Source organism: Aneurinibacillus migulanus (assembly GCF_001274715.1).
Taxonomy (GTDB): domain Bacteria; phylum Bacillota; class Bacilli; order Aneurinibacillales; family Aneurinibacillaceae; genus Aneurinibacillus; species Aneurinibacillus migulanus.
Genome location: NZ_LGUG01000002.1, coordinates 52,283 through 70,628, shown reverse-complemented (window position 1 = coordinate 70,628; position 18,346 = coordinate 52,283). Strand labels below are relative to the sequence as shown.

Annotated in this window: 20 protein-coding genes; 11 read left to right on the top strand and 9 right to left on the bottom strand. The window is 45.5% G+C overall.

Going from position 1 to position 18,346, the window contains the following annotated elements; translation table 11 throughout:
- Positions 1–103 precede the first annotated feature (103 nt).
- A complete protein-coding gene (locus AF333_RS00360; protein WP_043063889.1) occupies positions 104–1,372 on the top strand; it encodes a glycosyltransferase in 1,269 nt (422 codons plus the stop codon).
- On the top strand, positions 1,314–2,057 hold the full coding sequence (locus AF333_RS00355; RefSeq protein WP_052811702.1) for an HAD-IIB family hydrolase: 744 nt from the start codon (positions 1,314–1,316) through the stop codon (positions 2,055–2,057). Before AF333_RS00360 ends, AF333_RS00355 begins: the two co-directional genes overlap by 59 nt.
- Positions 2,058–2,107: 50 nt before the next feature.
- Here AF333_RS00355 and AF333_RS00350 read toward each other — a convergent pair whose 3' ends face one another.
- Positions 2,108–2,296, bottom strand: a complete 189-nt coding sequence (locus AF333_RS00350; protein ID WP_052520782.1) for a hypothetical protein — start codon at positions 2,294–2,296, stop codon at positions 2,108–2,110.
- A 238-nt stretch (positions 2,297–2,534) separates the two neighbouring features.
- Positions 2,535–4,115, bottom strand: a complete 1,581-nt coding sequence (pckA, locus tag AF333_RS00345; RefSeq protein WP_043063892.1) for a phosphoenolpyruvate carboxykinase (ATP) — start codon at positions 4,113–4,115, stop codon at positions 2,535–2,537.
- Positions 4,116–4,499: 384 nt separating this feature from the next.
- On the opposite strand from pckA, the gene AF333_RS00340 reads away from it, so the two are divergent.
- The 3 genes from AF333_RS00340 (at position 4,500) to AF333_RS00330 (ending at position 7,469) form a co-directional block, all read left to right on the top strand.
- Positions 4,500–4,859 (top strand): hypothetical protein, encoded by a 360-nt coding sequence (locus AF333_RS00340; protein ID WP_043063893.1) that lies wholly within the window; start codon positions 4,500–4,502, stop codon positions 4,857–4,859.
- A gap of 115 nt (positions 4,860–4,974) precedes the next feature.
- Positions 4,975–5,769 (top strand): alpha/beta hydrolase, encoded by a 795-nt coding sequence (locus AF333_RS00335; protein ID WP_043063894.1) that lies wholly within the window; start codon positions 4,975–4,977, stop codon positions 5,767–5,769.
- A gap of 209 nt (positions 5,770–5,978) precedes the next feature.
- Positions 5,979–7,469, top strand: a complete 1,491-nt coding sequence (locus AF333_RS00330; protein ID WP_052811703.1) for an LCP family protein — start codon at positions 5,979–5,981, stop codon at positions 7,467–7,469.
- Positions 7,470–7,574: 105 nt separating this feature from the next.
- Here the strand turns inward: AF333_RS00330 and AF333_RS00325 are convergent, their stop codons facing one another.
- Complete coding sequence (locus AF333_RS00325) at positions 7,575–8,054, bottom strand: YbaK/EbsC family protein (protein WP_043063895.1); 480 nt, start codon at positions 8,052–8,054, stop codon at positions 7,575–7,577.
- A gap of 67 nt (positions 8,055–8,121) precedes the next feature.
- Positions 8,122–9,957 carry a translational GTPase TypA gene (gene typA / locus AF333_RS00320; RefSeq protein WP_043063896.1) on the bottom strand — a complete coding sequence of 612 codons (1,836 nt, stop codon included), beginning with the start codon at positions 9,955–9,957 and terminating at the stop codon, positions 8,122–8,124.
- Between the two features lie 436 nt (positions 9,958–10,393).
- Between typA and AF333_RS00315 the strand changes: the two genes are divergently transcribed.
- The gene (locus AF333_RS00315) at positions 10,394–10,837 is read left to right on the top strand and encodes a DUF441 domain-containing protein (RefSeq protein ID WP_043063897.1); all 444 of its coding nucleotides are present in this window, start codon (positions 10,394–10,396) and stop codon (positions 10,835–10,837) included.
- Positions 10,838–10,869: 32 nt separating this feature from the next.
- The gene (locus AF333_RS00310) at positions 10,870–11,865 is read left to right on the top strand and encodes a TIGR01212 family radical SAM protein (RefSeq protein WP_043063898.1); all 996 of its coding nucleotides are present in this window, start codon (positions 10,870–10,872) and stop codon (positions 11,863–11,865) included.
- Between the two features lie 248 nt (positions 11,866–12,113).
- Here AF333_RS00310 and AF333_RS00305 read toward each other — a convergent pair whose 3' ends face one another.
- Both AF333_RS00305 and AF333_RS00300 read right to left on the bottom strand, forming a co-directional pair.
- Positions 12,114–12,626 carry a PCYCGC motif-containing (lipo)protein gene (locus AF333_RS00305; protein ID WP_052811709.1) on the bottom strand — a complete coding sequence of 171 codons (513 nt, stop codon included), beginning with the start codon at positions 12,624–12,626 and terminating at the stop codon, positions 12,114–12,116.
- Between the two features lie 74 nt (positions 12,627–12,700).
- Positions 12,701–13,060, bottom strand: a complete 360-nt coding sequence (locus tag AF333_RS00300; RefSeq protein WP_043063899.1) for a hypothetical protein — start codon at positions 13,058–13,060, stop codon at positions 12,701–12,703.
- 95 nt (positions 13,061–13,155) lie between these two features.
- Between AF333_RS00300 and AF333_RS00295 the strand changes: the two genes are divergently transcribed.
- Together AF333_RS00295 and AF333_RS00290 are read left to right on the top strand one after the other, a co-directional pair.
- Positions 13,156–14,016 carry a metallophosphoesterase gene (locus tag AF333_RS00295; RefSeq protein WP_043063900.1) on the top strand — a complete coding sequence of 287 codons (861 nt, stop codon included), beginning with the start codon at positions 13,156–13,158 and terminating at the stop codon, positions 14,014–14,016.
- Between the two features lie 112 nt (positions 14,017–14,128).
- A complete protein-coding gene (locus AF333_RS00290; protein WP_043063901.1) occupies positions 14,129–14,320 on the top strand; it encodes a twin-arginine translocase TatA/TatE family subunit in 192 nt (63 codons plus the stop codon).
- A 105-nt stretch (positions 14,321–14,425) separates the two neighbouring features.
- On the opposite strand, the gene AF333_RS00285 is transcribed toward AF333_RS00290, so the two are convergent.
- Positions 14,426–14,746, bottom strand: a complete 321-nt coding sequence (locus tag AF333_RS00285; RefSeq protein WP_043063902.1) for a 2Fe-2S iron-sulfur cluster-binding protein — start codon at positions 14,744–14,746, stop codon at positions 14,426–14,428.
- 217 nt (positions 14,747–14,963) lie between these two features.
- On the opposite strand from AF333_RS00285, the gene AF333_RS00280 reads away from it, so the two are divergent.
- Positions 14,964–15,506 carry a hypothetical protein gene (locus AF333_RS00280; protein ID WP_043063903.1) on the top strand — a complete coding sequence of 181 codons (543 nt, stop codon included), beginning with the start codon at positions 14,964–14,966 and terminating at the stop codon, positions 15,504–15,506.
- A 269-nt stretch (positions 15,507–15,775) separates the two neighbouring features.
- Positions 15,776–17,014 carry an MFS transporter gene (locus AF333_RS00275; RefSeq protein WP_043063904.1) on the top strand — a complete coding sequence of 413 codons (1,239 nt, stop codon included), beginning with the start codon at positions 15,776–15,778 and terminating at the stop codon, positions 17,012–17,014.
- Between the two features lie 111 nt (positions 17,015–17,125).
- Here the strand turns inward: AF333_RS00275 and AF333_RS00270 are convergent, their stop codons facing one another.
- Both AF333_RS00270 and AF333_RS00265 read right to left on the bottom strand, forming a co-directional pair.
- Complete coding sequence (locus AF333_RS00270) at positions 17,126–17,380, bottom strand: DUF2621 family protein (RefSeq protein ID WP_052520784.1); 255 nt, start codon at positions 17,378–17,380, stop codon at positions 17,126–17,128.
- Positions 17,381–17,446: 66 nt separating this feature from the next.
- Positions 17,447–18,235, bottom strand: a complete 789-nt coding sequence (locus AF333_RS00265) for a DUF3109 family protein (protein WP_043063905.1) — start codon at positions 18,233–18,235, stop codon at positions 17,447–17,449.
- Positions 18,236–18,346 lie beyond the last annotated feature (111 nt).

Genomic DNA, 18,346 nt, shown 5'->3' with positions numbered 1-18,346 from the left:
GTTCACGTCCTGTTTTGGTTTATCTTTTTTTTCCGGTGGGTAAATACAATATTAGTGTTAATTCTGTTCGTATTATCCACATAAGGAAAGGAGACGGGAAAGAGTGAAGAAAAAAGTCCTGTTTATTTCTGATCATGGGGATCCTCTAGCAAAGCTTGGAGGTGTGCAATCAGGCGGTCAAAATAATTATGTTCGTCAATTGGCTCTGGCATTGGAAAAACAGGGAGCGAAGGTAGATGTTATTACCCACTGGTGCGATGCGGAAGCGCCGCGTACGGAGGCATTTGGAGAATATTGCCGTGTTATCCGTATTGCTGCGGGACATAAGGGGTTCGTGTCCAAGAATGAAATGCATGATATGCTCCCGGCATTTTACGCCGAGATGAAGAAATTACTTCCGTTGCATACGTATGATATTGTTCATACTCATTATTGGCTGTCCGGTTTGTTGGGTAAAAAACTGGAAGAAGAGTACGGCTTGCCTTTTGTCCACACTTCCCACTCATTGGGCATTGCCAAGCAGAAGGCGACAGGAATTCGCGATGAAACCCGCCTGGAAGCGGAAAGAGAGATTATGAGCATTGCCAATGGAATCGTTGCTACTACAAATAACGAAAGAAACCTGATCCATGAGTTCGTATCTTCACCGGCGCCTATTTCAGTTATTCCGATAGGGGTTGCCAACTCCTTCCAAGCACGTTATAATCGACCGCAACTTCGCAAGCAGCTAGGATATAGTGGTCCGCTGCTTGTATTTGCTGGCAGATTGGAAGAAACGAAAGGGATTTACGATTTACTGGACGCTTTTCGGCTACTGATTGAACGGAAGGGCGCCCCAGAGAATACAAAGCTGGTGGTAGCAGGTGGGCAACTGGAAGCTATCGATATGGATAAACGGCAACCGCTGGATAAAAAGTTGAAACGCATGATTCAAGGTATAGAACATTATATTGAATTTGTCGGTCCAAAATCACAGGAAGAGCTGGCGCTGTTGTTCAATGCCGCAACAGCCACAATTGTCCCTTCCTATTATGAATCATTTGGTATGGTTGCTGCGGAAGCACAGGCATGCGGCAGTCCGGTTATCGCCTCCCGTGTGGGCGGCTTGCAAAATGTCGTAAACGATGGAGAGACAGGTCTTCTAGTAGAACCGAAAAATGCCGAAGACTTATCACTCGCGATAGAGGCGCTCGTGACAAACAACTTACTTGCGCAGCGCCTGGGTAAGCAGGCGACACGGTTGGCGAAGCGCGATTACCAGTGGCCGACAATTTCTGAAAGAATTGATAGCGTATATGAGGAGGTTCTGGCTAATGTTACAGAGCGTGACGCATCTTTTGGCTACCGACTTGGACGGGACGCTGGTTGGTGATGAAGCAGCGCTTCTTGCCTTGCTTCATTACTACAGCGAACAGCCATATAATGTAGCTCTTATTTATAGTACAGGCCGGTATCTTAGTTCGGCCCTTTCTTTATTAGAGAAGGAAAAATTGCCACGTCCAGATATTTTAATTACGGATGTGGGGACGGAGATTTATTATGGGGACGATTTACGTCCGGATGAGGGATGGCGACGTTATATCGAGGCACACTGGAGCCCGATGGAAATTAAGCGAATTGTATCTACTTGTGAAGGGCTTGTTCCACAAGATATACCTGTGCATCGTCGGCTTTCCTATACGATTCAGGACCTGGCTGCAGTCGAGAAGCTAGAAGCTAGTTTAAAAAAAGCAAGAATTCCTCATAAGCTAATTGTGAGTAGCGGACGTGATGTCGATATTCTCCCGCCTGTAGGCGGAAAAGGAGAAGCCTTACAGTACGTACTGAAGACGCATGGCTTGTGCAACGCTAACGTACTGGTGGCCGGTGACTCGGGAAACGATCATGAGATGATTACGCTTGGGTATCCTGCCGTCATTGTTGGTAATGCACAGCAAGAATTGCTCACCCTGGAAGAACATCCGCTTATTTTCCGGGCCAAGAAAGCTTGTGCCGGTGGCATTCATGAAGCGTGGGAACATTTTTATGGTATAAAAAACAGTGCCTCCCTTTCATAGGAGTGCACTGTTTTTTCATAGTGTAGAGAGTACACAAAAAAGGGCGCCTTCTAATGAAGCAAGGCGCCCTTTCCAGTATTGTGAATCGTGGCAGCGACGATTTCGAGCACATCGCGCCGGTTGAGTGAGCGTAAGCCATCCCGCAGCACAATGGATACGTTCAATTCTTCTTCCGTTAGAACATGCTGGGCTTCGGGCATAACCGTGTTAATGATTTCTTCTAGTCTTACTGTTTCCACGGACATCACCTCGTTCAATCAGTATTGGTCATACTTTAGAACAACGGACTTCTTCTATCCAGATGCTGCCGGGTAACGCAATGTGTCCGATAGAACCGGACGAGAACTATAGAAACATATTTATATTATACCACAATGTTAACAGTTTATTCTTCTAGGAAAGAATGGAACGGGCAAGAATGCCGATTATGTGCGGAAAACCCGGGAAATTCCCGGGTTTTCGTCTTACTATGAAAATCTATTCAGCTTTCGGTGCCGCTTGTTTGATGCTCTCTGGTATATCAGAGAATGTCTCGAAGTTCTTCACGAATAGAGATGCGAGTTTAGTCGCTTGAGCGTCATAAGCATTCTTATCTGCCCATGTGTTGCGCGGATTGAGAATTTCTGACGGTACGCCAGGGCAGTTTTTCGGCATGAGAACACCGAATACCGGATGTGCTGTAAATTCTTCTTTATCAAGTTCATGGTTTAATGCTGCGGTAATCATCGCACGTGTATACGGCAGATTCATGCGCTTGCCGACACCGTACGGGCCACCAGACCAGCCGGTATTAACCAGATATACTTGAGCATTGTGTTTGTCGATTTTCTCACCTAGCATTTCCGCATATACACGCGGAGGAAGTGGGAGGAATGGAGCACCGAAGCAGGTGGAGAATGTTGCTTCTGGCTCGGTTACACCACGTTCTGTTCCGGCCAGTTTGCTTGTATAACCGGACAGGAAGTGGAACATCGCTTGTTCTTTAGTCAGCTTTGCGATTGGCGGTAATACGCCAAATGCGTCAGCAGTCAGGAAGATAACAACATTCGGATGCCCAGCTACGCTTGGAATCAACGCATTTGGGATGTAGTGAAGCGGATAGGCCGCTCGGGTGTTTTCGGTTAAGCTGTTATCGTCATAATCGGCTACGTGTGTTCTCTCATCGATGACTACGTTCTCAAGCACAGAGCCGAATCGAATTGCATTAAAAATTTCAGGTTCTTTTTCAGCGGATAGGTTAATACATTTTGCATAGCAGCCGCCCTCGATGTTGAATACGCCATCGTCGGACCAGCCGTGTTCATCATCTCCGATTAGCTTACGATCCGGATCAGCGGACAATGTCGTTTTTCCTGTGCCTGACAGACCGAAGAACAGTGCTACATCGCCGTCTTTGCCCATATTTGCGGAGCAGTGCATAGACAGTACGTTTTGTTGAGGTAGCAGATAGTTCATAACAGAGAAGATGGACTTCTTCATTTCACCCGCATAACGAGTGCCACCGATGAGTACCACTTTTTTCGCGAAGTTCACAATGATGAACGTCTCTGAGTTTGTACCATGGATTTCTGGGTTTGCTTCGAATGTTGGAGCGCTGATAACTGTAAATTGAGCTTCATGTGTTTTCAGCTCTTCTTCTGTTGGACGAATGAAAAGCTGGTGTACGAACAGGTTATGCCAGGCGAATTCGTTCACTACGCGAATCGGCAGGCGATAGCGTTTGTCAGCACCGGCGAAACCGTCGAATACGATTAGCTCTTTTTCATCTAGATAGTTAATTACATCCTGGTACAGCTTATCGAATTTCTCTTCTGAAATTGGTTGGTTTACAGAGCCCCATTCAATTTTATCATGTACGGAAGGTTCATCTACAATAAACTTGTCTTTTGGAGAACGCCCCGTGTATTTTCCAGTTTTCGCTGTGACAGCACCTGTGGAAGTTAGTTCGCTCCGTTTGCGGAGAACCGCTATTTCAACAAGTTTCGCCACAGATAAATTAAAGTGAACATTCTCTCCATTGAGAATATCCTTCAATTCTTTGTTCGTTTGAGTCTCCATTTTCCCTATCCTTTCCTGAGTTTCTTTACTCACTTCGAAAGATTAGTATGTCACTTATATAGTGATTAGTATGACTTAATAATAGTATGCTTTCCTTTGTTCTGCAACCTTTCCTTGCAAATTTCCTAAAAAACCGACATTTTGTCAAGCCTGTTTTAAGTTAATATTAATGAAATGATAAGAGAACAAGGATATTTTAAAGGAATAGTCTGTATTCGATAGAATATTACAAATAATGAGCCTATCTTTCATTTTTCACCGATTTTTTTTTGTGATAGGATGATTTTACAATTAAATATTCATCAGTGGCACGATTACCTAGCCAAATACTTGGATCTAGTCACCTTAGTTCTTGTGAGTGCATAACAAGAAGGAGGAAGAAGAGTGCTGAGGAATAAAAAATTGTCTGGTGTTTCAAAACCGATGAGTCTGGTAGAAGAGATTTTTGGGCAACAGGGTTTTCAACGCAGGGGCAGCAAGGAAGAGCCTGTATTTCGCATGAATATGCATGATACTTCAACAAGTCAAACGTACGCATTGGAAATTCCGTTTAAAGAGGAAGGAAGTGAAGCCCAGCGTTTTGCCCGTTTCGGTGAACCATATGTCGCCGTTAGCTCATCTTCTACTATGCGCAATGGAGGGACCGATGACATGATTCCGCGCTCAATCTCCTGGGCAGCAGAAAGCAAAATAGCGGAGGTAGCGGATTACTTAGCAACATCTTACCGCTCCAATCATATATAGGATAACAAAATCTATACAATTATATGTACGGAAACCCCTCTGTAATGTAGAGGGGTTTTTCTTATGAAAAGCGAATGGGAATCAAGTAAAACTGAGAACAAAGGAGGAGGGAGTCATGAAGATTTATCGTGAGGTGTGGCCGGTAGAACAGGAGAGAGGGTGCATTGTCATCGTACATGGGGCGGGAGAGTATTTTGCTCGCTACTATTGGCTGGCGAATAAACTGAATGAAGCTGGATATTCCGTAATCGGCGGAGACTTGCCCGGGTTAGGTCGCTCAAAGGGAAGAAAGGGTCATATTGGCCGCTTTGAAGAGTATTATGCTGCGCTGGATGAATGGACTATGGAAGCAAAACGAAGACAACGCCCGCTTTTTTTGCTAGGACATAGCATGGGCGGCCTGATCGTGACACGGTATGCGGAAACAGCTCAACCGGATGTGGACGGTATTATTCTTTCATCACCCTGCCTAGGGCTTGCACGCCGGATTTCTCCCGCGCTCGCCGGGATGGCTTCCGTATTGAATAGGGTATCGCCTTCCCTTCGTTTATCGGCTGGGATTAAGGCTGATGAAGTTAGCAGGGACCGAGATGTTACGCTTAAATATATAGAAGATCCATATATCACGACAAAAGTGAGTGTGCGCTGGTACAAAGAGATGGAAAAAGCAATGCGGTTAGCTGCTGAGGAAGCAAAGAAATACCCTGACGTGCCCACGCTGGTGATGCAGGCAGGAGCAGATAAAATCGTGAATGCGGCGACGACGAAAGCATGGGCGGAAAAGCTCCCCGTATCCGTAAAGCAATACATAGAGTGGCCCGATTGCTACCATGAAATCTTTAATGAACCAGAAAAAGAAGAGGTAGTCGAAACAATGATTAATTGGATGAGAAACAGGCAACATTGTTAACTATTTTTTAACCATTATTATAGTAGATTTAGGTAGTGTAGGAGCAGGTGCGGGATCGGGAAGTGTTGCAAAGAAAACACTTGCATAAACCTGAAAACTCGATTATCGTTGTTTTAGTTATAGGTGAAAAATAATGGGAACTTTTTATTTTTTTCGGCATCAACTAATAGATTGCTAGTTTAGGAAAGCTGGAGGTGCGAGACTCCTATATGTCAGAGGAATTATCTCGCCAAGCGAGCCGTGCCAAAAAGAACGCTCGCAAAGCGAACCGGAAGCGAAAGTGGATTATTATTCTTGCTGTTATTTTGTTTATTGTCGGAGGGCCGGTAACTTTTGCTTATTTGAAAGCGCAGGATGTCCTTAATAAAATCCAGTCGGAAGCAGAGCCCGCAAGTTCTAAAGCGGGGGTAGCTAAGGCGGAAGCGAGTTATACAACGGACAAGCCGATATCACTCGTATTACTTGGTAAAGATACGCGCGGTGAATACGGCGGCGGTTTGACGGATGTCATGATTATTATGACACTGAATCCTCAAACGAAAAAAGTCACGATGCTCTCTATTCCGCGTGATACCCGGGCAGTCATTCCGGGCGAGACGAATGATCAGAAGATTAACTTTGTGTATAAGCGTGGTGAGATGCTGCGTGAAAAAGCGGAACAAAATGGCGAAGAGCCAGAAGAAACTGGTACTTCCCTTGTGAAGAAAACGCTTGAAAGTATATATGGCATTCCGATTAATAACTACGTAACGATTGATTTTGAAGGTTTCCGTCAGGGCATTGACGCACTGGGCGGTGTAGAGGTTAATGTAGACCGTAAGCTTGTATATAATGACCCGACAGATGGAACAAGCATCAATCTGGAGCCAGGACTTCAGACGCTCAATGGAAAGCAGGCACTCGATTTTGTGCGCCATCGTCACGACGACCGCGGTTTGAAGTATTACTCTACAGATTATGAGCGTAATGATCGTCAGGTGGCCGTGATTCAGGCGGCAATGGAGAAGATGAAGTCGTTTGCCGGTCTAGCCAGCTTCTTTAAAGTGATGGACGCAGTTGGGGAAAATGTTAAAACCGACCTGTCGCTTGAGCAGATGAAAGCATTGGCTACAACATTCGGTAAGTTGGATGGCTCTACTATTGTAAAGCTGGAGAATACGGATGCTTACTGGGATGCAGGCACAAGCCGCACGATTATTCCACAGGAAACGATGGACAAAAACCGTTTAGCCTTACAGGAATCAATGGGACTTGCTCCTTCTACTGTTACACGATATAATGATTCGCCTTCGGGCGGCCGGAGCCATGCTAAAAAAGCGCTTGATTCAACGGATGTAGAAGAGAAGAAGGAAAGACATAAAACAACAAGCAAAACGGAGAAGAGCGAAAGCAGTAAGAGCGTAAAGAAGGAAACGCGTCATACTGATGAGGAAGAGCCGAAAAAGTCTACGAAAAAGAAAAAGTCTGACGAGGAAACAACTGAACAGAAGAGCACAGACGAGCGCAAAAGCTCATCAGATAAGAAAAGTACAGACAAAAAAGATTCCGAACTTCTCGACCCGGATAAGCCAGTAAGCGAAAGTGTAAGCACTGGAGAGAAGGATAGCGGCCGAACGACCGCACCTACTCCTCCTGAAGCACCGAAAGCGCCTGAAGCACCAAAGGCACCGAGTACGAAAATCGAGTCAGACAGCAGATAGAAGAATGATAAACAAAACGGTATGGAGCTATATTCCATACCGTTTTGTTATGAATAAGAAAGTATTGTTTGAAAAACTGGCGAGGTGTGTGTCAAATATTGTTTTTTATTCTGGAGCAGCCGCATTGATAGACACTCCCTTAGTCATATCGAGCAGTTTACTGTACGAGACGGGGAGCAATGACTCAGGAATGCCAGCTGCCGTATAGACGGTATCGAATCGCTGTAGCGATTCATCGATAAAAATTGGAACTTCCTGCAACAGGGCAAAAGGGCAGACTGCACCTACCTGGAAACCTGTAACTTGTAACACCTCTTCTGGTGATGCCATCTTTGGCTTTTTTCCGCCCAGACATTTTTTCACTTGTTTCGGATGGATGCGAATATCACCAGCGGCGACAAACAGACCGTAGGCATCATTAGAGCGGAATAAGATGGACTTGGCGATTTGGGCTACATCTACACCTAATGCTTGCGCCGCTTCATCTGATGTTTTCAACGCTTCTTCATAGACGATCGGTTCCAGATTTGTGTCAAATTTCTGTACATGCTCGCGTACGCGATCAAGAGGAGTTATAACGGACATTTTATCACGCTCCAGTCATTGTAATAACGCCCCTTTTCTTTGTAAGAAAAGGGGCGTTTTACTTATGTTACACGTTTGCACCAAATTTAGCTTGCTTGGCGGCGCGCTCGCGGTCGGACTTTTTCAAGTGCTTTTTGCGCAGTCGGATTGATTCCGGCGTTATTTCGCAATATTCATCATCATCGAGGTATTCAAGTGCTTCTTCCAACGTCATAAGGCGAGGTGTTTTCAACTTCACCGTTTCATCCTTTGTTGCAGAACGCACGTTGGTCGCATGTTTTTCTTTACAAATATTGACGACAAGGTCGTTATCCCGATTATGCTCGCCGACAATCATGCCCTCGTAAATTTCAGTGCCAGGATTGACGAACAGAATTCCACGATCTTCTACACTTAACATACCGTACATCGTAGCGCTTCCGTCAATCATTGATACAAGTACACCCGCACGACGGCCACCTACAGTACCGGAAACAAGCGGACGATAGCTATCGAACGAATGGTTTAGAATGCCGTATCCACGTGTTTGAGTCAGAAACTCGGTACGATAACCGATAAGCCCGCGTGAAGGGATTAAGAATTCGAGGCGAACAGATCCGAAACCATTGTTAATCATGTTTACCATTTCCGCTTTACGAGCGCCGAGCGATTCCATAACCGCTCCGGTGTACTCTTCCGGAATATCGATAATGAGCCGTTCGGTCGGTTCAGATTTGACACCGTCGATTTCGCGCACGATAACTTCCGGCTTGGATACTTGCAATTCGTAGCCTTCACGGCGCATATTTTCGATAAGGATGGACAGATGAAGTTCTCCACGGCCAGACACTGTATATTGCTCCGGTGTTACTTCATCTACGCGCAGGCTCACGTCTGTTTCCAATTCTGCCATTAAGCGTTCACGAAGTTTGCGGGATGTAACGTGCTTGCCTTCACGACCGGCAAACGGGCTGTTGTTGACGAGGAATGACATCTGTAGGGTCGGCTCGTCAATCGTTAGCAGTGGCAGGGCTTCAGGTGTTTCCGTATCAGCAATCGTATCGCTGACGTTAATATCGTCTACACCTGCAATGGCGATAATGTCGCCGGATTTCGCTTCTTCAATTTCAATGCGCTTTAGTCCGCTGAAGCCGAATAGCTTATTTACTCGTACTTGTTTGATGGAGCCGTCGCGTTTGATTTGAGCTACAGTGTCACCTTTGCGGATGGTACCACGGTGAATGCGGCCAATACCGATGCGGCCCATGTATTCATTGTAATCGAGCATTGTTACTTGGAATTGTAGTGGTGCTTCGAAATCACCGCCGGGACCTGGAATGTGCTCGACGATTGTATCGAACAGAGCACGTAGGTCATCATCCTGCTTGTCCGGGTCCGTACTTGCCGTTCCATTAATACCGGATGCGTAGATAACTGGGAAGTCGAGTTGTTCTTCTGTTGCGTCCAAATCGATGAACAAATCATATACTTCATCCACTACTTCCGCTGGTCGGGCGTTTTCGCGGTCGATTTTATTGATGACGAGAATTGGAGTTACCTTCTGCTCAAGTGCTTTTTTCAATACGAAACGTGTCTGTGGCATACAGCCTTCAAATGCGTCTACAACAAGCAGTACGCCGTCCACCATCTTCATAATACGTTCCACTTCGCCACCGAAATCAGCATGGCCTGGTGTATCCATGATATTGATGGTTAAGTCCTTATACTTTACTGCCGTATTTTTCGCGAGAATGGTAATTCCGCGTTCTCTCTCTAAATCGTTGGAATCCATCATCCGGTCTTGCACCTGTTCATGAGCGCGGAATGTACCGGCTTGGATTAGCATTTTGTCTACCAACGTCGTTTTACCATGGTCAACGTGGGCAATAATCGCAATGTTGCGCAAATCGCTGCGTAAATTCATAAAGAATGAAAGCTCCCTTCGAAATTCCCCGTTTGTTGGGGCGTTGCGTGCAGGTTCATTATATCATGCACCTTTTGGATTATAAAACTACGCAACATTCTCATCATAATGCTTTTTACCCGTTTGCTGCAAGAGGATTATAGAAGCAAAAAAAAGCCTCCCGGACAAATCCGAAAGGCAAGGAGGTTAGAGTGTATAACCTGGGGGGGTTCACTATATAGCATACGGGAGGAAAAGCAAAAAGGTTTCAACTATTTGCATGTACGTTAACATAATTTTTCGCTACTTATTTATAGACAAAAGGAGTATACTTAAAAAGTGATTGTAGAGCGGTTGTGTATAGAGAAAGACTATACAAGATAGGTGTACATAAAGGACATGTCCGGCTTTAGGGAGAAGGACGCTGTCCTTTTTCGTTTGGAAAGGAGAGAAAATAATGGATGTATTTATCATTTTAGCTGTGATTGCCGTACTCGGTATTATCTCTAAAAACGCGGCGGTTTGGATAGCGGCCGGCGGATTGATGATTCTTAAGCTTTTGCCCTTTGAGCAGCCACTGAATTGGACCAATCAGTATGGGCTGAAGATTGGTATCGCTGTTTTGACGATGGGCGTACTGGCCCCGATTGCGCTCGGCAAAATTACGACTGTAAACTTGTTGGATACACTCAAAAGCGGAATGGGCATTACAGCAATTGTGGTTGGGCTTGGCGTCGCATATCTGGGCGGTCGGGGAACGAGCCTGTTGACGGCACAGCCGCATATTGTGACGGGGCTGTTAATTGGCACCATTCTCGGTGTTGCATTCTTTCGCGGCGTACCGGTCGGCCCTTTGATAGCGGCTGGCGTGCTGGCCCTGTTTGCGGATACGCTAAAGTAAGCTATACTGAACGCATGGAGGATTGACTGCGAATGAACGAAATACAACAAGCAAACGCTCCATTGCTGTGGGGCGATAAACGATATCATACGTGGAACCATCATCTGCGCCAGCAGTTCGGCGAGAAGGTGTTTAAAGTCATGCTGGATGCAGGTTTTACCTGTCCAAACCGCGATGGGACGATTGCAACCGGAGGCTGTACATTCTGCAGCGCCCGTGGTTCAGGTGATTTCGCTGGCTGGCGACGTGACGATCTGGTAACTCAATTTAATGAAGTAAAAGAACGTCAACATAAAAAGTGGCCGGACGCAAAATATATTGGGTATTTCCAGGCATACAGCAATACGTATGCGCCAGTGGACGTCCTGCGCGATTATTACGAAATTATTCTGGAACAAGAGAATGTAGTGGGCTTATCTATTGCGACCCGGCCTGATTGTCTGCCCGATGATGTAGTAGAGCTGCTGGCGGAATTAAATAAGAAGACGTACTTGTGGGTTGAACTCGGCTTGCAGACGATTCATGAATCGACATCTCAGCTCATTAACCGTGCACATGATACAGCTTGCTACTATGAGGGCGTAGAAAAATTGCGTAAGCATGGTATACGTGTATGCTCGCATATCATCTTTGGATTGCCAGGCGAAACGGAAAAGATGATGATGGAGACAGCCCGGGCGGTAGCGGATATGGATGTGCAAGGTATCAAAATCCACCTGCTTCATCTGCTCCGCAAAACACCAATGGTAAAGCAGTACGAAGCAGGTCTGTTGGAGTTTCTGGAACAAGATCAATATGTACGGCTAATCGCTGATGCATTAGAAATCCTACCTCCCGAGATGGTGGTCCACCGTCTGACTGGTGACGGGCCTCCTGACTTGCTTATCGGACCGATGTGGAGCCGGAAGAAATGGGAAGTACTTAATGCGATTGACGCTGAATTGAAGCAGAGAGACACATGGCAGGGAAAGAAATATAAAGTAAAACTTCCGTTAGCGGGGGGCTCCTTATCCCCTGCTGATGGTTAGTTGCACTTATCGGGGTCTTAGGGGCAGTTATCCTCCATGTAGCGCACGTGAAGTGGGGGTTTTACTGCCCATTAGACCGGGGTAAGGTAAAATAAAACGGATGGAAGTCCGGTTGCGGTTCATATATCTGCAATCGGGCTTTTTCATTTTGAACAAGGCAGAAGCAGAGGGGTGTTTACATAGCAGAAAAAAGAGGAGTGGTAAAGGAACAGGAGCGGATTGTCAGGTCCTGTCCCTTTGCTGAGCAGTTATGCTTGAGGCATTGGCGTAGGTGTCGGCTTTGCAAATCCTTCTTTGTATTTATTATCAATATACTGACGGATTTCAAGTAAACCTTTACCTTTCTGCTTCATGACAATGGCTTCCGCAGCGATGTTCATGCAGTTGGCACAAGTGGTTCCGTGCGAGTTCCAGACGATTTGTCCGTCTGGCTTCACCTCTTGGATGAAGCAATCCCGGTTGCTTTTATGCCCTACGCTTTCACCACAGCCGCAGTAGCAAGCCATATGTTCGACTATTTCGTGATTTTGTCCTACGGCTTGATATACCTTAGCGACTTGTGGATCAAAACCGTTAAGAAAGGAAGGAAGCGCGTTAGGACCCGCGGTTGTTTCTAAAATATCTCCGCCTGGTAATTGTTCCTGATGTACAGCATGTCCTTCCTGATGCGTTGGTTCTTCCTTAGAGGAACATCCGATTAGTCCAGCACTGAGCATTAACAGGAGAGAGGCAGCTAAGAAAAATAGCTTCTTTGCACGCATATTCATTATATGAAGGACCTCCGTTTTTCAAAATGAAGTAAGAAGGAGTTTTGTTCATGTATATTATAACGAAATTAATCAGTAAATCTTGTGACAAATTGTCGCCATTCTTCCTCTGTATCCGTATTCATCATCTCATCATATACTTCCTGCAGCCAGTCATCTTCATCGTGAGGCTCTGGAAGAGAAGTGCCGGTCATCATCTCGGCCGCACGGTTATCGTTGCGCCATTTTTCCTGATAGATGGAAAGCAGCGGCATGATGGCCTCGCGTAGCAACGCAGTTTCCCGGAGTGGATTGCGTTCTACCCTTGCTTCGTACGCTTCTAGATATTCTTCCTGTGTTCTTGGCGTTTCTCCTTCCGGCATTGGTATGCCAAGAAATACAGCATGTCTGGCTTTATTCAGCAAATGTCGAATTTGTTCGGCATTCATAGAACGACCTCCCGGTTTTCTATTTTCTCTTGCATATCACTTTTTCCTATAGTAGCGTATTTTCCATAAAAGTGCGAACGTGAAAGGGGGCTAACATGAACCGAGAGAAGAGAATGAATCGCCGAAGCTTCATTAAGCGACTTGTAGCGGGAATCGGGGGACTCATGCTGTTTACGGGCCTTGATGCATTTTTTATTGAACGCCATTTGCTGCGTCGGCGTGATATTGAGGTTCCGCTTGCGGATATGCCTGATGTGTTTGAAGGGTTTCGTATCGCACATTTTTCTGATGTACATATCGGACACGGTTTTACGGCAAGTGATCTGGAGTCGCTGGTAGAACGGATAAATGAAGCGAAACCGGATATGATTGCCTTTACTGGCGATTTGGTAGACGATGGGATGGAGGAACTGGCTGCGACGACGGAAGCGTTAGCACGTCTGCATGCGCCATATGGAAAATATGCGGTGCTCGGCAATCATGACGTACGCGGCAAAGCGCAACCTGAGCAAATTATCGAGGCATACCAGAAGGCAGGATTCATGCCTCTTGTTAATCAGCACGTTACGATTTGTCATGAAGATGCCGAAGCAAGCTTCACTCTTGCTGGTCTTGACGATAACTGGAGGCATCCGGACTGGGAAACGACGTTTGAAAAACGACATGGTGATGGGCTTGTCATTGCACTGATTCATGAACCTGATTTGGCCGACCGTGCCAAGGAGTATGGTGTGTCGCTGCAACTTTCGGGACACAGTCATGGTGGACAGGTACGTCTTCCATTTGTAGGAGGGCTTCTGTATCCGCCGTACGGGTGTAAATATCCGGACGGATTACAAAAAGTAGAAGACAGTAGCATGCTTGTTCATACATCACGAGGGATCGGTACAACGATTCTGCCAATTCGGTTCTTATGTCCGCCGGAATGGTATATACTTACGTTGCGAAAGAAATAATAAATATAAGTAGGTTCAAGAAATTGTGACAATTGGACTAACTTGTCTTCTGTTTTTTTTCTAGAATTCGTTTATAATGAACGTATGAACGCCTGTAAAGGAGAGACTTTTTATGTTTTCAAACATCGGATTTCCTGGTCTCATTTTGATTCTTGTGATTGCGCTTATTGTATTCGGGCCGAAGAAACTGCCTGAAATCGGTCGTGCTTTCGGACAAACTTTGAAGGAATTCAAGAACTCCACACGTGAGCTGACAGCCGATGATGATGATGATAAGAAGCCGACGCTAAAAGAGATTAAGTAATAATATGATTACATGCGAAAGAGGATGCCTAGGCATCCTCTTTTTGTTATGTGGGAAAAGGATGAGCGGCAATGCCCGCGAGCTTTTCTTATTGCATATAGGTTGTCAGTCTTGTGGACGCGGACCTGCATCCGCGTTTGAGTCAGTTGACAGCATGACTGGCTTAACCGCCAGGTCGTCGTGACAGCGGATTTGACAGGAGAGGCGGATGTTGCTTTCATAGTTTCGCGCCTCGATAATATTTTTCTCTCCTTCGGTCAATTGCCCAGGGTCTCCAGCGAGTATCTCAACGCGGCAGGTCGTACAGCGTGCATTTCCACCGCAACGGTGCATGATAGGTACTCCGTTATCTTCAAGTGCCAGGACAAGCTTTTTTCCTTCTTCTATGTCGAAGCTGCCGAAGCCTTCAACCGTAATTTTTGGCATAAATATTCCCTCCTTCATATTATGTAGCAGAAGCCGCTTTTTTACTTTTACCCATGTATAACATTTTTAGAACAGGTATTTAGGGCACTTGATGAAGGATTTTATATACACCCTATCAGGCTCGAAAAATGTCGAAATGTTATCCAGATTTTTCATTTACATTATATAGTTGTTAAGTTAATATTTAGTTGCAAGAGATATATATGGGGAGGATATTATGAGAAAAGTAGCGAAAATTGGACTTTCATGTTTATTAGCACTAACTGTTGCAGCACCTGTTGTAGCAATCCCTGGAGCGATTGAAGCTGCTCCCAAGAAAGCAACTACTAAGAAGACATATACTGCTACGGAGCGTGCTTATATCAAGTATCAAAGCGATACTTTGTATAAGCTGCGTACGCAGACAGAAGAAATAATGAATCTAATGGATAAAGCTGATGATTATGAAGATGAAGCGTTTTTAATCCTTATTACAAATAAGCTAGATGCATGGAATAAAACGCTCAAGCAAGCGACAAAGTATCGTCCACAAGATGTGCCTGGAACGCTCCAAAAAGCGCAGGGTTTCTTTAGTGCAGCACAAAAACATAACCTTGTTACTTATCAGTTACTAAATAATGTTGTTCAGAATGCTGAGACGATATCGGATGAGAAACTGGAAAAAGATATGGAGAAATTTGTTAGAGAGTACATCTCGTTCAAAGCGAAAGCCGGCAGCTTCAATGAAGAAATCAACCGTTTAAATAAAATCTATAAATAGCATAATACATATAAGACATGTGGCCACTCTTCGGGGTGGCCTTTCATATTTATTGATTATAGAAGATGTACAGTAACAACAACGGCGTGCGTCCCTGTACTTTTTATAGTAAAGAGTGTATAATATGATGTTGTAAACATAAAGAACGGTAATATAGGAAGAAGTCGCTCGGCTATCGTTGTTGATTTTGGTTGTCCCTTTCGCGTTTTAACGTGTTGGGGTTTTTTGTTTTGTACTTATGAAAGTGAATGAAAGGAAGTTGAGTGCCCATGGAAATATGGAAACGAAACTTATATATATTGTGGTTTGCGCAGTTTATGGTATTGGCGGCGATGAACTTGGTTATTCCGTTCTTGCCATTGTTTCTTCAACATGATCTGGGAGTGAGCGATCCTGTCGCCGCCCAGCACTGGACAGGATGGATTTTCGCGGCGAACTTCCTGACCGCATTCCTTGTAGCTCCGCTCTGGGGAAAATTGTCGGATAAAACGGGACGGAAGGCTATGTTATTACGATCCGGCATCGGCATGTCGATCGTGACATTATGCATGGGATTTGTTGCATCGCCGGTACAGCTCCTCGCCTTGCGTTTGCTGAACGGATTGATTTCCGGATTCGTGCCGGCAGCGGTTGCGCTTGTATCGACCAATACGCCGAAGGAGAAGGCAGGCTATGCGCTCGGGCTTCTGCAATCCGGGGCGGTAGCAGGTACGATTCTTGGTCCTTTACTTGGCGGTTTGCTGGCGGAATGGGTATCGTTCCGCAATATTTTCCGTGTGACCGGTTTGTTGCTATTCGGTGCGGCTATGCTTGTGCTGCTGTTCGTGCGGGAAGTAAATAAGCCGCAGTCGAAACCAAAGGCGGAACTTCTACCGAATGAAGAAACCGGCTTGCGCCGAATCATTCATACTTCTCCATTGCCGGGGCTGTTCCTTACCGGATTTCTTATCCAATTCGCGATGATGAGTACCAATCCGTTCATGTCTTCGTATGTACAGGAATTATGGCATAGCGGGGCGTTCATGTCGTTGATGGTCGGTGTTGTTATCTCAGCGTCCGGTATCTCGACGATGCTTTTTTCACCACTGCTCGGTAAGTGGGGAGATAAAATTGGCCCGCAGTATGTACTGTTGATTTGCCTTATCGGAACGGTTGTATTTTTCATCCCGCAAGGACTTGTGCATTCCGTCTGGCCGTTAATCGTGCTGCGCTTCCTGCTCGGTATGTGCATCGGCGGATTAATACCGTCTGTAAACAACCTTATTCGCAAACATGCACCGGAAGGCATGGAGAGCCAGACATTTGCGTATAGTACAAGTGCGATGAATCTGGGGAATCTGCTTGGACCAATTGTGGGCGGCGCGCTGAGCGGTGTCATTGGGCTACACGGCCTGTTCTTTATGGCTGCTACGTTGTTCCTTATGAATACGATGTGGGTGAAATATACGCTGCATCGTGCACAGTCACCGCGCATGCTGCTTTCACGTCTGCTACAGACCAAACTATAATTGATTATAAAGTAAAACCTCCATTCGTGGGAGTTGCTATCCGTTAGACCGGAATAAAAAGAGCGGGTGGAACATTGAGTTCCTTTACCCGCTCTTTTTTCATCTTCATTTTTATTTTAGTAAATCAGCATAGGGGGCAAGATCAATCCGATTTGCCTCCAGCGCAGTAACTGCCCGTTCTTTATCAGGAGCTGCTATGATGTATCCACGTACAACGTGTTCGGTGTTTACTTCTTCAGCGCCGGCTTCTTGAGCGACCTGCTCTACTTTATTTTTAATGGATTTCTTCGCCATTGGGCGAACGAATACCGGCAATGGTTTCATAAGTTCGTCAAGAAGCTGATTTGAATCATCTTGCCATTTCATTTCGTTTAAACATCCCTTTCTTTATATGTACGTAACTTCTATTATTATACCTTTCATAGGAGAGAATTAGAAGGAAAAACCATTTGTGTCCGGTTGCTTGTTGGGAGTGTCTGACAGAGTAAGAAAGGATTCAATTTCTTGTATTACGTCCTCGCTCCAATAGAAGGCGAGCAAATCTCTAGCCCATGTCCAGGCCGGAACATAGCCATCTGCCGCAAAGTATTCATTCGGTGCGTTGTTCGGTCGTCGCTTTGGATTAACACATGAATAATGTTTTCGATAGTAATCTCCCCATCGGCTGAAACCTTCTGTGAGTGGAGTAACTGCTGTAATCAGTATCCCGAGATCGGATTCGATGATCTCAAGAGGAAACAGGGAGCAACTGAATGGTTTAAGTTTGGCCGGATGTATTCCTTTATCAAGCGCATAACGATGGATGGCACATATACGCTGGCCGTTGTCTTCAACTAAGTACAGGCAATTGCCCTTGTATTTACGGATGGACGGGTAATAGTTTGTGTTGGATGTTTGTTCAAACAGCCCCTTTTTCTCTGTTTCTGCTGCCCTTTCATCATGTGTATACGCATACAAAATGGCAAAGGCGTGTTCTTCGAACGCGGTCAGATTATCGCCGTGCATGGAATATGGCTGACCTTGCTCACAGCAGTTATGGCCGTGAAGTAGATGACAGTTAAAGCAATCGAGATTGACAGACGCACATAACGCCTCGGTATCAATCAGGTACTTTCCGTGGCGGATGATGGTCTTATCGAGACGGGGGACTACGTATTCGTACACGGCGAGCGCCTCGTTGAATTCTAATGACTCTGGCGTTCCGTAATAGCGGCTGCGCATATCGTTACCTGCTTTCCGTTTAGTAATCTTTCTCTATGATAGCGAAAAAAGTAATGTGTAGCTACTCTGTGTGTGATATGATATACTTTACAGAAAAAAATAATGAATTCA

What these genes read in the sequence shown, in the direction of transcription:
- AF333_RS00355 (WP_052811702.1), top strand. Translation starts at nt 1,314, where the DNA reads ATGTTACAGAGCGTGACGCATCTTTTGGCTACCGACTTGGACGGGACG.
- pckA (WP_043063892.1), bottom strand. Translation starts at nt 4,115, where the DNA reads ATGGAGACTCAAACGAACAAAGAATTGAAGGATATTCTCAATGGAGAG.
- AF333_RS00335 (WP_043063894.1), top strand. Translation starts at nt 4,975, where the DNA reads ATGAAGATTTATCGTGAGGTGTGGCCGGTAGAACAGGAGAGAGGGTGC.
- AF333_RS00330 (WP_052811703.1), top strand. Translation starts at nt 5,979, where the DNA reads ATGTCAGAGGAATTATCTCGCCAAGCGAGCCGTGCCAAAAAGAACGCT.
- AF333_RS00325 (WP_043063895.1), bottom strand. Translation starts at nt 8,054, where the DNA reads ATGTCCGTTATAACTCCTCTTGATCGCGTACGCGAGCATGTACAGAAA.
- typA (WP_043063896.1), bottom strand. Translation starts at nt 9,957, where the DNA reads ATGAATTTACGCAGCGATTTGCGCAACATTGCGATTATTGCCCACGTT.
- AF333_RS00315 (WP_043063897.1), top strand. Translation starts at nt 10,394, where the DNA reads ATGGATGTATTTATCATTTTAGCTGTGATTGCCGTACTCGGTATTATC.
- AF333_RS00310 (WP_043063898.1), top strand. Translation starts at nt 10,870, where the DNA reads ATGAACGAAATACAACAAGCAAACGCTCCATTGCTGTGGGGCGATAAA.
- AF333_RS00305 (WP_052811709.1), bottom strand. Translation starts at nt 12,626, where the DNA reads ATGCGTGCAAAGAAGCTATTTTTCTTAGCTGCCTCTCTCCTGTTAATG.
- AF333_RS00300 (WP_043063899.1), bottom strand. Translation starts at nt 13,060, where the DNA reads ATGAATGCCGAACAAATTCGACATTTGCTGAATAAAGCCAGACATGCT.
- AF333_RS00295 (WP_043063900.1), top strand. Translation starts at nt 13,156, where the DNA reads ATGAACCGAGAGAAGAGAATGAATCGCCGAAGCTTCATTAAGCGACTT.
- AF333_RS00290 (WP_043063901.1), top strand. Translation starts at nt 14,129, where the DNA reads ATGTTTTCAAACATCGGATTTCCTGGTCTCATTTTGATTCTTGTGATT.
- AF333_RS00285 (WP_043063902.1), bottom strand. Translation starts at nt 14,746, where the DNA reads ATGCCAAAAATTACGGTTGAAGGCTTCGGCAGCTTCGACATAGAAGAA.
- AF333_RS00280 (WP_043063903.1), top strand. Translation starts at nt 14,964, where the DNA reads ATGAGAAAAGTAGCGAAAATTGGACTTTCATGTTTATTAGCACTAACT.
- AF333_RS00275 (WP_043063904.1), top strand. Translation starts at nt 15,776, where the DNA reads ATGGAAATATGGAAACGAAACTTATATATATTGTGGTTTGCGCAGTTT.
- AF333_RS00270 (WP_052520784.1), bottom strand. Translation starts at nt 17,380, where the DNA reads ATGAAATGGCAAGATGATTCAAATCAGCTTCTTGACGAACTTATGAAA.
- AF333_RS00265 (WP_043063905.1), bottom strand. Translation starts at nt 18,235, where the DNA reads ATGCGCAGCCGCTATTACGGAACGCCAGAGTCATTAGAATTCAACGAG.